We start from the raw sequence: 13,808 nt of genomic DNA, 5'->3' as shown, positions 1-13,808 counted from the left end.
TATTTATTATAGTTATACAAAATAAAATAGTTGAATAATGCTCGGCACGGGCCTATGTCTCCTTACACGTCGTGATTCTGGCGCGTCTGAACATGGATATGGGTGCAGTGAATGCCTCTTTCACAATCCGAACTTCGACATCTTGTGGAGACGCCGGAAAGTCACGCGCTTGAGGAAGCGCTGGTGAGTCTGAAAGGGCGCGTTGCCGTTATTTCCTCATTTGGGGCGGAATCCGCGATCCTGCTGGATGAAATTGCCCGAATTGATCCTTCTGTACCGGTTTTCTTTCTCGATACACGCCGTCACTTTCCGGAAACGCTCTCCTATCGTGATGAGCTTTCCGATGTGCTGGGCTTGCAGGACGTTCGAACCATTTCTCCGGCAGCGCGGGAACTGAAGAACAGGGATCCGCAGGATCAATTGGCGGCTTTCGACCCTGATGCGTGTTGCGCCTTGCGTAAGGTCGAGCCTCTGGAGCTGGTCTTGCCGGAATTCGATGTCTGGCTGACGGGGCGCAAGCGCAGTCAGGCATCCACGCGGGCTGCGCTTCCTGTGGTGGAGCCTCAGCCGGATGGAACCGTGAAACTCAACCCTCTGGCGGGGTGGGGACCGGAAAAGATTGAAGCCGAAATGCGTCGTCGGCATCTGCCGCGGCATCCTCTGGTTTCAAAAGGATACACTTCGATTGGCTGTGCGCCTTGCACACGGCCGGTGGGAGACGGAGAAGACGGGCGGGCAGGTCGTTGGGCCGGTCTGACCAAGACAGAATGCGGCATTCATCGGCCAGCATGAACATGGAGCGGACAATGACGCGGACACACACCCTGGCGGAACCGCGCGTCATGGATGATCTTGACCAGCTCGAAGCTCAGAGCATTTTCATCCTGCGTGAAGCCTACCGGAAACTGAAACCCCTTTCGCTGCTGTGGTCTCTCGGGAAGGACAGCAACGTTATGGTTTGGCTGGCGCGGAAGGCTTTCATGGGGCGTGTGCCGTTCCCGGTCATGCATGTCGATACTGAGAAGAAATTCCCGGAAATGTATGCCTTCCGGGATGAGTACACGAAGAAGTGGAATCTGGATCTGCTTCTGGGGTACTGCCCGCCGGTTGAAGAAATCGATCCGTCCCTCCCGCCTGCTGCGCGCTCTGCAGCCCGCAAGACAGCGGGTCTGGCGGCCATGATCGACAAGCACAAGCTGCGTGGTGTGATTGCCGGTATCCGCCGTGACGAGCAGGCTACGCGGGCCAAGGAGCGCGTGTTCAGCCCACGTGGCGCGGGTCATCGCTGGGATGTGCGTAATCAGCCGCCTGAGTTCTGGGACCAGTATGCCACGCCGTATGAAGATGGCATGCATATCCGTGTGCATCCGCTGCTGGCCTGGCGTGAAATTGACATCTGGCGTTACATCGAGCGCGAGGGCATTCCCCTTGTGGACCTGTATTTCGCCAAGGATGGCAAGCGGTATCGCTCGCTGGGCGATCAGGACATCACAAGCCCGATCGAGAGCAATGCGGCCACGGTGGCCGAAGTGATTGCCGAGCTGGAAAGCAGCAAGACGTCCGAGCGTGCCGGGCGTGCCATGGATCATGAGTCGGAAGATGCGTTCGAGCGTCTCCGCGTGGCGGGGTATCTGTAAAATGGGTGATCATATCGCAACCCAGACTCTTTCTGCGGCACACCGTGCTGCAGCCACGCCAATCGTGATTGTTGGCCATGTCGATCATGGCAAATCCACGCTGATCGGTCGTCTGCTGTACGACACCGACAGCCTTCAGGACGGCAAGCTGGCGCAGATCGTTGAAAGCAGCCGCAAGCGTGGTCTGGCCGTGGAGTGGAGCTTCCTGCTCGACTCCCTTCAGATTGAGCGCGATCAGGGTGTGACGGTTGATTCCACGCGTATTCCCTTCCGTCTGGGCTCGCGTGAATTCGTGATCGTGGATGCGCCGGGCCATCGCCAGTTCCTGCGCAACATGATTACGGGTGCCGCCGACGCGGAAGCCGCCGTTCTGGTGGTGGATGCTCAGGAAGGCGCGCAGGAGCAGACGCGGCGTCATGCCATGTTGCTGCGTCTGATCGGCATCCGGCACGTGATCGTGCTGCTGAACAAGTCGGACGTTCTTGGCTTTGATGAGTCGAAGATTGTTCAGGCTGAATCTGATGTGCGTCAGTTGCTTGGGCGTCTGGAAATCGAGGTTGAAGCCGTTGTTCCGGCGTCCGCACGTGATGGTGACAATATCGCCAGCCGGTCCGAGCGGTCTGCCTGGTACAAGGGGCCAACGCTGATTGAGGCTTTGGCTAATGTGCCGCCTCCGGCGTCTCGTCTGGCGTTGCCGTTCCGTATGCCGGTTCAGGACGTCTATCGCTTTGATGGTGTGCGCTATGTCGCAGGGCGGATCGAGCGTGGCACGGTGCGTGCGGGTGATCGCCTGACGATTGGTGCTCAGGGCCAGATTGCCACGGTTGCGGAAGTCTGTCGCTGGCACGCGCCCGAGTTGCCGGTTGCCGGGGCAGGCGAGTCCATTGCGCTGCGTCTGGAGCCGGATCTGGTGCCGGATCGTGGGGATCTGCTGTTTCCGGCGGATGACAAGGCTGCGGCCCCGGAGCGCTCGGCACGTATTCGTACCCGTCTGTTCTGGCTTCGCGGTGAGCCGCTACGGGTTGGGGAGAGCTTCACGCTTCGTCTTGCTACGGCCGAACATGATGTGACGGTGGCATCCATTGATGCGGTTGTTGATCTCGATGATCTGACGTTGCGTCAGGGTGACGAGGTTCCGCCAGACGGATTTGCTGAAATCACGCTGGCAGCCTCTCATGCCGTACTGTTCGACCCGTTCTCTCCGGGCTTTGGTGACGGTCGTGGTGTGCTGGTGGATCGTCATCAGCGCATTGTCGGCGGTGCACCGCTGATTGGTCCGGCTGATCTGGAAGACGGCGTTCATGCCATTCATCCGACGGCGAGCCGCATTTCCGCAGGGCAGCAGGCGCAGGCTCGTGGGCACAAGAGCGGTGTGTTCTGGCTGACGGGTCTGCCGGGTTCCGGCAAGAGTACTGTGGCGCGGGTGGCGGAAGTGTCGCTGGCGGCTCAGAACGTGAAAGCGACCGTGCTGGACGGCGACACGCTTCGCGCCGGTCTGTGCAGTGATCTGGGTTTCTCGCCGGAAGATCGTCGGGAAAACATTCGCCGTGCGGCGCATGTCGCGAAGATCCTGTCCGAGAGCGGTCAGGCTGTCATCGTGGCACTGGTTTCACCGCTACAGGCGGACCGTGATCTGGCCCGACAGATTGTTGGTGAGGGCTTCCATGAAGTGTTCGTGGATACACCGCTGGCAACCTGTGAGCAGCGTGACCCGAAGGGACTGTATGCGGCGGCACGTGCCGGAAAGATCCCGGAATTTACGGGTGTTTCAGCTCCTTATGAAGCACCTTTGTCTCCGGAGCTTCGTCTCGGAGCGGACCGGACGGAAGCCGAGACCGTTAGCGAACTGACCGGGTTTGTTCTGCGGGTTGTTCAGCCCTGAGCGTGGGATAATCTCACCTGAAAGAGACGGCGGGCTTTGGCCCGCCGTTTTTCGTTTCAGGGGAGAAAGCCGGCCTTGCGGAACCAGTTGATTCCGTCAGTCAGGGTTTCTTCAAGAGGTCTGAAGGTCAGGCCGAGATCATGATGAAATCTGTGGGCACTGAAATGGGAGCGGTCATTTTCCGAAGCGAGGGCCTTTGCCGTTGCCCAGCTCATCAGGACGGGCTTGCGTGTGAGACGGGCCCGCACTTCGCTGCTTGTCAGTCTGGCAATCATGGGAATGAGGTCAGTCATTGTCAGGTGCCTGCCCGCTGCCAGATAGCGTTCCCCGCGCTTCCCTTTGCTGAGACAGGCAATCATTGCCACTGCGACGTCCCGTGCATCGACAAGGCTGACTGAGCCGGGCGGAAGGCCAGGCAGTTTTCCGCGAGCTACATCAAGGACCGTTTGACCGGCGGAGGTTGGTCCTCGATCACCAGGTCCGTGCATCCAGCCGGGAAGAACCATACAGGCCCAGAATTCCGGATGGTCAGCCAGAAAGTTATTCAGAACTCTCTCAGACCGGATTTTGCTTCGAAAATAGGGATCAGCATCGTGTTCCCGCCGAAGCATTGTCTCGTCCACGGTCTGTCCCTTCGCCCCTTTCAGGACGGCAATGGAACTTGCATGAACCATGCGACGAATCCCTGCTTTCCATGAGGCATCCAGAAGTTCCTTCATGGCTTTGACATTGATGGCTTCCAGTTCGTGGGCGTGGTTGCCGCCTGTGTAGGAGTCCCGGAAATATGCGGCCGTATGGAACAGCACATCTACGCCGGACAGGGCAGCACTGAAGCTTGGAATGGAGTGAAGGTCTCCAGAGACGATCTCAATGGGCAGACGCTCGAACTGCTGCCTGGCCTTGGCTTCTGATCGTGCGAGCGCACGGACCTGAAAGCCTTCCGCCAGAAGTGCGCGAACCAGATTATTGCCGAGGAGACCCGTGGCCCCTGTCACGAAGGCAAGAGGCGCGGGTGTATTTTTGTTCTGTGAGGAGGGGGTCATCAGAAGTGCTCCGTCAAGAAAGGGAGCATCGTCTATAAGGCTGGACCTTGGTCCATGGTCAAGGAAGAGAGACTGTCATGCTGATTGGCGAATTTTCTCAAAGAGCGGGCTTAAGTCAGGACACGATACGGTTTTATGTGCGTAAAGGACTGCTGCGGCCTCTGACAGGTTCGCGTGGCGGTCGGAACCCCTATCAGGAATTTACGGAGCGGGACCTGCAGACTGCCCGGATTGTTCGTTTTGGCCAGTCTCTTGGGATGAGTCTGAAAGAGCTGGCAGCGATCAATGATGAGATGTTGCAGGAGGGTCTTTCAGATGAACGTGCTGTGGTGCTCATGCAGGAACAGATTGAACGACTTGCTGAAAAAGCTTCTGAAATTGAAATGTTGATTCAGTATCTTCAGGCGAAATGCCAATGGATACAGTCCGGAAAAAGGGGGGCTGAGCCTTCGTTTCTCTGCGGTGCGAAATACGGAAGATAGTCGGCGCCTCACGAAATTGCGTTTATCGGATAAAGCAAACCGAAAGTAGGGTCATTCTGTTAAGGGTCTCCATGGGGACAGACCATGCGAGATGTGATCTGCTTGCAGGGTCGAATGTCACATCTCCTAAAAAGATAACATTAATATTATCAAAATACGAAAATAGTAACTTTTATGATGTGTTTTTTGATGCTGTAACGTTAAAGACCACGCCCTACAAACGTATCTGCTCACAGGCGGAAGAAGGCTATATGACGCAGTCTCTTGATGTTTCACGAAAGCTCAGCGGAGATGCGCTGATGAACTTCATTGCGACCATCTCCGCTACAGGTGGCCTCCTCTTTGGATATGACACGGGGATTATTTCGTCCGCCCTGCTGCAACTCCGTGAGCAGTTTCATCTCGACACGTTTGGCTCCGAGATTGTCACATCCGCAATTATTCTGGGCGCCCTGTTAGGGTGTCTTGGGGCTGGCGGTATTTCGGACCGGTTTGGTCGACGTCGTACCGTTATGATTGCGGCTGCACTTTTTGTCGTGGGTACCGTTCTGGCTGCTGCGGCTCAGAGTGTTGCGGTTTTGATCGGTTCACGTCTGATCCTGGGATTAGCGATTGGCGCTGCGTCGCAGATCGTACCAATTTATATTGCTGAAATATCCCCTCCTAATCGCCGTGGGCGGCTGGTGGTTGGCTTCCAGCTGGCTGTTGTGTCCGGGGTGACGATTTCCTTCCTGACAGGATATTTTCTGCGCGACAGTAGCTGGCGGATCATGTTTGGCATTGGCATGTTGCCTGCCCTCATTCTTTTTATCGGAATGGCGTTTCTGCCAAACAGCCCTCGGTGGCTTGCTCTCAAGGGTAGAACAGACGAAGCATTGGCTGTTCTGTGCCGCGTCCGTTCTTCGGAGGAAGCAGCACGACGCGAACTTCAGGATATTGTTGATAATCATGACGAACAGGCATCATGGTCTGAGTTGGCCAAACCCTGGGTACGGCCTGCACTGATCGCTTCTACGGGTATTGCGTTATTGTGCCAGTTCACGGGTATTAACGCTATCATGTACTATGCACCGGCTATTTTCTCGGATGCAGGTTTTGGTCAGGACTCTGCTCTGCTGACTTCGGTGGCCGTTGGGCTTTCCATGGTTTGCGCAACGATTTTCGGCGGTTGGGCTGTTGATACCTGGGGACGTCGAACACTGATTCTGCGACTTTTGCCGGGTGCGGTTATTTCTCTTATCGTTCTGGGGGCAATGTTTGCTCTGCATATGACGAGCGGCACAGGGGCCTGGATCACGGTTCTGGCCATCATAGGTTACACTGTCTGCAACACGGGCAGTCTGTCTGTGGCGGTTTGGCTGGTTGGCGCCGAGGTCTATCCGTTGTCCTGCCGTGGCAAGGGGATGAGCCTTGTTGCCGGAAGCCATTGGGGGGCAGATCTGATTATTTCTCTCACGACCCTTTCTCTGGTGCAGGGACTGGGTGCACACATGACGTTCTGGCTGTTTGCGCTCGTCAATGCTTTTGCGGTCTTTTTCGTGCTTCGCTACGTCCCGGAAACAAAGGGACAGTCTCTGGAGCAGCTTGAAAGAAGCCTGCGTGACGGAACATTCGCCCCCGTTCACAAGTCATGAAAAAGGGGAGCTTTGGCTCCTCCTCACAAGAAAAGCCAGCTCTTATGGGCTGGCTTTTTTTATGTAGCTCTCAGCTGCGCCCGATTGAACTGTAATCAAAGCCAGCGGCACGCATACTGTCCGGGCTCCAGATATTCCGAAGATCTGCGATGGCATTGCCGCGCATGGCATTGCGCAGGCGCTCCGGGTCAATCGCGCGGAATACGTTCCATTCTGTCAGTACGACAAGAATATCCGCTCCCGTCGCGGCTTCCAGTGCATCTGTGCAGTACCGGATTTCTGCAGGCAGAAGCTCGCGGGCAGGTTCCATGCCTTCCGGATCAAAGGCCTGAATGTGGGCGCCTGCCTCATGAAGATGTGTCAGGATCGGGAGCGAGGCGGCTTCGCGCATGTCGTCCGTATCAGGTTTGAAGGTCAGGCCCAGAACGCCGACTGTCTTGCCCTGAATGCTTCCACCGGCCTGCGCAATGATCCGTTCCGCCATCCGGCTCTTGCGGTTCTCGTTGACGTCAACGGTCGCTTCCACCAGGCGGGAGGGGGCTCCGGCATCGCGTGCGATTGCCGTCAGGGCGCGCGTATCCTTGGGAAAGCATGAGCCGCCATAGCCGGGGCCCGCATGCAGGAAGCGTTGCCCGATGCGTTGATCCAGTCCCATGCCGCGGGCAACATCATGGATATTGCCGCCAACCTTTTCACAGAGATCTGCCATTTCGTTGATGAAGGTCACCTTCATGGCCAGAAAGGCATTGGCGGCATATTTGGTGAGCTCTGCGGTTTCCAGATCCGTAATGACTATGGGTGCTTCGATAAGATGGATCGGGCGATAGACTTCACGCATGATTCTGGTGGCGCGTTCGCCCTCGTCAGGCCCGGACGTATCAATGCCGATGATCACGCGATCTGGCCGCATGAAGTCCCCGATGGCGTTGCCTTCGCGCAGAAATTCCGGATTGGAGGCAACGTCAAACGTCAGGTCGGGGCGTGTTTCCTTCAGGATGCGCGCTACTTCGCGACCTGTGCCGACAGGTACCGTGGATTTGGTGACGACCAGCAGGCCGTCTTTGGCGGCAAGGGCGATTTCTTTTGTCGCGGCATAGACATAGGTGAGATCTGCATGCCCGTCGCCACGGCGGGTCGGGGTGCCCACCGCAATGAATACGGCATCTGCACCATTGACGGCAGTCGCCAGATCGTCTTCGAAGGTCAGGCGACCCGTCTCGACGTTCTTGCTGACAATGGCGTCCAGTCCCGGCTCGTAGATGGGAATTCGACCATTCCGCAGGGCCGCCAGTTTCTTTGGGTCCCGCTCGACAATGGCAACGTCTGATCCGAATTCGGCAAAACAGGCGCCGGAGACCAGCCCGACGTAACCACCACCGATCATTGCTATACGCATAACAGAACTCTCCTGGCGCTATGCGGACTGCATAACCGGCGCGCCGGGCGGGAGCAAATCTGTCCGTCCCGAACAGGGCTCTTCACTTCGTCGGACGAGCGCACGGGTTGGAGGCTGCAAAGGCGCGAAGAGCTGGAGGCAGAATGGTCAGTTCGTTGGAATCAGCCAGAAGGCCGCGCCCGCGTTTGGACCATCTGGCCAGACTGAGATCCGGATTGTCGAACCGTCCGCTGACGCGCACTGGAATATCGAGGGCAAAGAAGCTGGTTGAGAATGGGCGGCTTGCAAAAACAAGGTCCAGCCAACGCCTGTTGAGGTCGACATCCGCTTTTGCTGCAATGATTCCGGCGTCCGTCCGGAGGCGGAGCGGCGCAATGGTTCCGATCCCCTGATGCATGTCCAGAACACCCAGCATGCAGGTGACGGGCGTGGTGCCTTTGGCATGACGGACCAGCAGTCGCAGATCCATGGAGGCCGTTTCGACGATTTCCCTGGCGATCTCGCCTTTCTCCATACTGACCGCCGCCACCAGATCCGCCTTGCGTGTGGCTTCGTTCAGCGTGCTGACATTGGCGGCTTTGGCGATGATACGGATGGACAGCGAACCCTTGATGGGCACGGGTGCCAGTCCTGCCGTGCGACGCAGACGGTCGATGTCCCCGTGGGAGAGGAAAATGGAGGCGTTGATGCGGGACCGGTTTCCATTGCCTTCAATCTGGCCATTGGCCTGAAGGCTTGCTCCCAGATACCCCAGGGTCAGGGTGGACACATTGATGCGTCCTGGTGTCTGGGAGGCGTCGAACCGGAATTTCGAGAACGTCAGGGCGTTATAGAGCACTTCGTCCGCAACCAGTTTGACATGCAGGACAGGGTCCGGCTTGTCGGGCGCGACAAGGGGAATGTCGGTCGGGCCGGCGGATTTCCCGGATGACAAGGCTTTCGTCACGCTGTTGAGGTCAACACGACCGAATGTCAGGTCGGTGGTGATGTTATCTGGCTTCCCGTTTCCGCCTTCCTCAAGGTCAAAGGTACCATCTTTTATCTGACTGTCTTTGAGGGCACCGCTCGCATGGATGAAATGCCAGTTGTCTCCGGCGTGACTGAATGTGCCTTTAAGTGAGAGCGGTATAGTTGGGTGCGTTCCGGACAGGCCGGCAAGGGCGAAAACTGGCGCGGATGTCGGTGTTGAGAGGGCGACGTCGCCTTTGACGCCATCGAAATTCAGAGTGTCCGTCAGTGTTCCGTCGAAATCGAGGGTGAGGTCACCAGACGTGATGTGAGCTTTGGCACCATAAGGCTCTGGCGCATGACGGAGGACGGAAAGAGGCTGCATGGTCGTATCGAGACTGATGGCGGTTCCATTATAGCCTCCCTGGAAAGACATATTGACCGGGGAGGTGTCGTCCCTGGACTGAATGATGACCTGCGTCATCGTGACCTGATAGGATGCGCCCTTGGCGGATCGGTAAGTGACGTCACTGTTCTTGATGGTTACGTTCCGAAGGCCCGGAAAGCTGTGAAGATCCGGCTTTTCCTCGGTGGTTCTGGCGGGATGTGGGCGCTTCAGATCCTCAAAAGGCACAAATCGCCAATTCGGGATGCGGTCAGGGGTACGTTCAAACAGGCCCGAGAAATGATCAACGATAACGTCACTGGTTTTGATGGGGCCGTGGAGCAGGGACATCAGACGCAGTCTGGCGTGTACGGACCCGGCCGTCATCATGTCGGGTCGGCTGCCCCCGGGAATATTGGAGACACGCAGGTCTTCGCCGTCCACAGTCACCCACTGTCCCGGGTGGATATGAAGATGACTGATATGGACGTCTCTGTGGCTCAGCTTGGAAAGTTTCGCGGACGCCAGGGTGGCGAAGTCCTTGTGCTGGATCCAGAACCATCCGCCTGTGACGGCAGCACAGAGCAGGACAAGAAGCGCAAGTAGTGATCCAAGAACCCAGCGAAGCAAGATTTGGTCTTTCCAAAGATCAGAGAAGATGAGCTTTAATAGCTTGAAGAGTCCGTGAAAGGGAGTGTTTCAGAAAGGAAAATATTCGCTGTGGCTCTAAGGTGTTGCAAAAGAGTGAGTATTCAGAATGCTGCCTGAACACGACCGACAAGCGCATCGCCCGTTCGGCCATTCTGGTTGACGGCTGTGGTACTGCGGCTGACAATGAAGTGGTTGTAGTCCACCATGAATTTGAAATGACGGTTGGGGTACCAGTTCAGCCCTGTAGCCCAGACGGTCTGCTGTCCTCCGCGCACCCCGTCTGCCCGGTTGAGGCGGCTGTTCAGGTCAGCCACACTGTAGCGGGCAGCGATTTCCAGTGCGCCCCACTGATTGCGGGCTGGATCGAATTCTCCATCTGCTGGCACGCCCGGTGCCAGAAAGCCGCCTTCCTGAATGCTATAGCGGCGCGGATTCCCGAAGATCGTGTATCCGAGAGCGCTGTACCAGCCCTGAAAGGCGAGGGAAGGGAGTCCGCCTGAGCGTTCGATCCCGATGCGGTAGTACTCGGCCTTGAGCATCAGGCGTTTCCAGCGCATGGCAAATTCGGGACCGGCGGCCCAGACCTGAGTGACGTTCTGGATTGCGCCTGTCGTTTGCAGGACGGATTCCCCGATATTGACTTCAGGGCGCTGGGCAAAGATGTAGCTGCGGCCGTCTGCTGTCTGGGCGACTTTGAAGGAGGCAATGGACGAAACGCCCACATGCAGGTCCACGTCTTTGGTTGCGATGGGGCGGCCAGCAACACGGAATGTTCCGCCTGTCTGACTGTCCGTCACGTTCTTGCCGATTGGCAGGTAATACTGGTTTTCGGCGCGGTTACCCCAGCTTTGCCCGGTAAAGTATCCGCCAATCCACCACCGATCTGCATAATGCATGCCGCCGATGCTGAAGCGGGCATCGTTGGCGGCAATTGTGCGTACCAGATCAACGATTGCAGGACGTTCAAGCAGAAGGAAGTCGTTTGAGCTTTCTGCGTCTTCTTCCGTGACACGCGGCTGGAAGTAGCCGACTGTCAGGACTGTATTGTGGAGGCCTGCATAGTTGATGTTCGCTTCATACAGCCCGACCTGACCATCGAAATTTCCATGCCCGAAATCGGGTGTGACGTTTGCGATCCAGTCCTTGTACCGAAAGGTGAAAGGAATACGCAGCCGACGACTGTTTGATGTGAAAGAATTAAAATTGCCCCGGCTTTCCCCGTTGCGTTGGGAAATGCCTGGAAAGCCTCCAAAATCTTCCTGGAATGCGAGGCCGATGGAGAGGGCATAAGCCCCATCGGCGGTCTTGAAGGTCGGCCTTCCATTGGGGAATCCGATTTTCATCCCACCGATCGTGACTTCCTCGTCCTGTGTCGAAGCCTGTTGAAAGTCTTTCCATGAAGACACGATGCCGCGGTCGGATGGTGGCGTGTCCTGCGATGTTACACTTCTGCGAAGAACGGAAATCGGGGCGACTACAGGATTCAGGGGAGCGGGAGGCAGGTAACTGGCCCGCTGCCGGAAGGGATTGGCTTCCGTTTCTTCGCGTTGTCTGGCCAAGGCTGCGCTGGTGCGTTTGCGTTCTGCCGCACGCTCTTTCTTAAGCTCCTGGACTTCGGCCTGCATGGCCCGGATCTGCTTTTCCATGAGTTCCAGACGGTCTGCGGCAAATGCGTCTGCTTCCAGTATGCCGGAGAGAAGGAGTGTCGTTGTGGCGAACAGCGTCAGTCTGGAAAGGAAAGCAGGCATGGGCGGAAAAGCGTCCTGGAAACAGTCAAGTCACTCTGACAGGGAAATGCCGGAGGTGAAACGCTCAAGAAAGCGGGAAGCTTCTATTAAAGAGCGAAACCTATTCTCTAACCACAAACGGCGATGGTGTGCGTGTCATTGTGCGACACGATTTCTGAGGGGAGTGGTGTGCTTCAAACAGAGTGTGCTGTTCGCCTCACCCTGATGCTTTGCCAGACACAAAAAAGGCGGAAACAGCCTGCGCCGTTTCCGCCCGATAGAGACGGGGAGTTGTTAGAAACCAGCCTGGATTCGGGCTGCAATGGAATTACCCGTACGACCGTACAGGTTGGTGGCCTGCATGCTGCGGGACACGATGAAGCGGCTGTAGTCCAGCATCAGGCGGAAATGACGGTTGGGGTACCAGTTCAGGCCGCCGGTCCAGACGGTCTGCTGACCCCCACGAATGACATTGTGCGGATTGAGGTCATTGAGATTGCTGTTGAGGTCGATCACGCTGTAGTGGCCGACAACCTCAAGAGCACCCCACTGGTTGAGAGCCGGGTTAAACTCTTCGGAAGATTTGACGCCAGGAGCCCCAAAAGCACCTTCCTTATAGTTGTACATGCGAGGATCGCCGAGGATCGTATAGGCGGCTGAGCCATACCAGCCTTGGAAACCGGCGGATTTCAGGCCTGCGCCGGAACGCTGAACGCCCACATGGTAGTATTCACCCTTCACGACCAGGCGCTTCCAGCGCACACCCAGTTCCGGACCGGCAGCCCAGACCTGTGCGGCATTTGTGATACTGCCCGTAGCAGCAAGGTTGGCTTCTCCGATGTCGAATTCAGGACGCTGGCCAAATGATGTGGATCGAGAGCAGGATGTCGTGCTTGTCCCGGTATTACAGGCTACGCGGAACGCCGAGATCCCTGACACGCCAACGTGGACATCCCAGTCCTTCGTGGCAACCGGACGACCGGCGACACGGAGGGTCCCGCCTGTCTGGCTGTCGACCGTATTGCTGCTACCGCCGCCGTAATAGGTGCTGCTGTTGTCAGAGCCGTTGCGGTGTCCCCATTCCTGGCCTGTGAAGTAGCCCGCAACCCACCAGCGCTTTTCATAGTGCAACCCACCGACGCTGAAGCGTGCATCGCCAGCAGCGATGTTGCGGACCATGTCGGTGATGCTGGGACGTTCCAGCGTGAAGAAGTCGTTGGAGCTTTCGGAATCCTCTTCCGTCACGCGTGGCTGGAAATAACCGGCGGTCAGGATCGTGTTGCGGAAGCCCGTATAGTTCAGGTTGCCTTCGTATAGTCCAACATAACCATCGTTATGGTTCGCGCCGAAGTCAGGCGTGACGGCCGCGACCCAATTCTTGTAGCGGAACATGAACGGAATACGCAGGCGGCGCATGTTGGACGTGAAGCTGTTGAACGCACCACGAGCCTCACCCGCGCGTGGGCCGGAATTGAAGAACCCGCCAAAGTCTTCATGGAAGGCCAGGCCGATGGAGAGGGCATAGGCTCCATCAGAAGACTGGATGGTCGGGCGTCCTTTTGGGAAGCCGATCTTCACGCCGCCAACCGTAACTTCTTCATCCTGAGCCGTGGCACGCTGAAAATCAGACCATGTGGTGATGTCTGCACGATCGGAGGCGGGGCGACCGCTATCGGGGCCGCCGGTTCCTTTTCGAACGGTCATCAGAGGGGCGTTGGACTGTGAATGAGAGCCAATATAGCTGTTGCGCTGTCCGTAGGGATTGTTTTCTGCCTCTTCACGCTGTCGGGCAAGAACGGCGCGTGCCCGTTTGATATCTTCGTTGTGTTCTTTCTTCATGACGTTCAGTTGCGCCTGCATGGCGCGGATCTGACGTTCCATGATTTCCATCTGGTCGGCGGCATGCGCATGGCCGGTAAGAGCGCCGATAGACATCAGAGTTGAAGTTGCCAGAAGAGCGGTTGTTCTTCGGAAAGAGAGGGTCATTGCCGCGGTGCATCCCTTGCGTGAATGGCAGGTTGTC

At 57.1% G+C, this 13,808-nt stretch carries 10 protein-coding genes; 5 read left to right on the top strand and 5 right to left on the bottom strand.

The features are described from left to right. The first annotated feature begins 111 nt into the window (after positions 1-111). From B7444_RS03815 to cysC, 3 genes are read left to right on the top strand one after another with little or no spacing between them, the layout of a single operon-like run. Positions 112-792 (top strand): phosphoadenylyl-sulfate reductase, encoded by a 681-nt coding sequence (locus tag B7444_RS03815; protein WP_007284088.1) that lies wholly within the window; start codon positions 112-114, stop codon positions 790-792. 50 nt (positions 793-842) lie between these two features. Continuing rightward, positions 843-1,637: a sulfate adenylyltransferase subunit CysD gene (cysD, locus tag B7444_RS03810; RefSeq protein ID WP_035729485.1), complete on the top strand. Its 795-nt coding sequence runs from the start codon at positions 843-845 to the stop codon at positions 1,635-1,637. A 1-nt stretch (position 1,638) separates the two neighbouring features. Next, entirely contained in the window at positions 1,639-3,519 is a 1,881-nt protein-coding gene (gene cysC, locus B7444_RS03805) for an adenylyl-sulfate kinase (protein ID WP_007284090.1), read from the top strand. Positions 3,520-3,575: 56 nt separating this feature from the next. Here cysC and B7444_RS03800 read toward each other — a convergent pair whose 3' ends face one another. Further along, entirely contained in the window at positions 3,576-4,562 is a 987-nt protein-coding gene (locus B7444_RS03800; RefSeq protein WP_007284091.1) for an SDR family oxidoreductase, read from the bottom strand. 77 nt (positions 4,563-4,639) lie between these two features. Between B7444_RS03800 and B7444_RS03795 the strand changes: the two genes are divergently transcribed. Both B7444_RS03795 and B7444_RS03790 read left to right on the top strand, forming a co-directional pair. Beyond that, entirely contained in the window at positions 4,640-5,044 is a 405-nt protein-coding gene (locus B7444_RS03795; RefSeq protein WP_007284092.1) for a helix-turn-helix domain-containing protein, read from the top strand. Between the two features lie 251 nt (positions 5,045-5,295). Then, positions 5,296-6,678 (top strand): sugar porter family MFS transporter, encoded by a 1,383-nt coding sequence (locus tag B7444_RS03790; RefSeq protein ID WP_048855117.1) that lies wholly within the window; start codon positions 5,296-5,298, stop codon positions 6,676-6,678. A gap of 70 nt (positions 6,679-6,748) precedes the next feature. On the opposite strand, the gene B7444_RS03785 is transcribed toward B7444_RS03790, so the two are convergent. The 4 genes from B7444_RS03785 to B7444_RS03770 all read right to left on the bottom strand — a co-directional run bounded on the left by B7444_RS03785 (position 6,749) and on the right by B7444_RS03770 (position 13,771). After that, positions 6,749-8,062, bottom strand: a complete 1,314-nt coding sequence (locus B7444_RS03785; protein ID WP_007281829.1) for a UDP-glucose dehydrogenase family protein — start codon at positions 8,060-8,062, stop codon at positions 6,749-6,751. 94 nt (positions 8,063-8,156) lie between these two features. Further along, a complete protein-coding gene (locus B7444_RS03780) occupies positions 8,157-10,037 on the bottom strand; it encodes an AsmA family protein (RefSeq protein WP_048855116.1) in 1,881 nt (626 codons plus the stop codon). A gap of 122 nt (positions 10,038-10,159) precedes the next feature. Beyond that, complete coding sequence (locus B7444_RS03775) at positions 10,160-11,806, bottom strand: porin (protein WP_007281827.1); 1,647 nt, start codon at positions 11,804-11,806, stop codon at positions 10,160-10,162. A gap of 273 nt (positions 11,807-12,079) precedes the next feature. Continuing rightward, a complete protein-coding gene (locus tag B7444_RS03770; RefSeq protein WP_007281826.1) occupies positions 12,080-13,771 on the bottom strand; it encodes an OprO/OprP family phosphate-selective porin in 1,692 nt (563 codons plus the stop codon). Between the last annotated feature and the right edge of the window lie 37 nt (positions 13,772-13,808).

The sequence above is a fragment of the Gluconobacter thailandicus F149-1 = NBRC 100600 genome (assembly GCF_000964465.1).
Classification (GTDB): Bacteria; Pseudomonadota; Alphaproteobacteria; order Acetobacterales; family Acetobacteraceae; genus Gluconobacter; species Gluconobacter thailandicus.
This window is presented reverse-complemented; position numbering and strand designations above follow the sequence as displayed.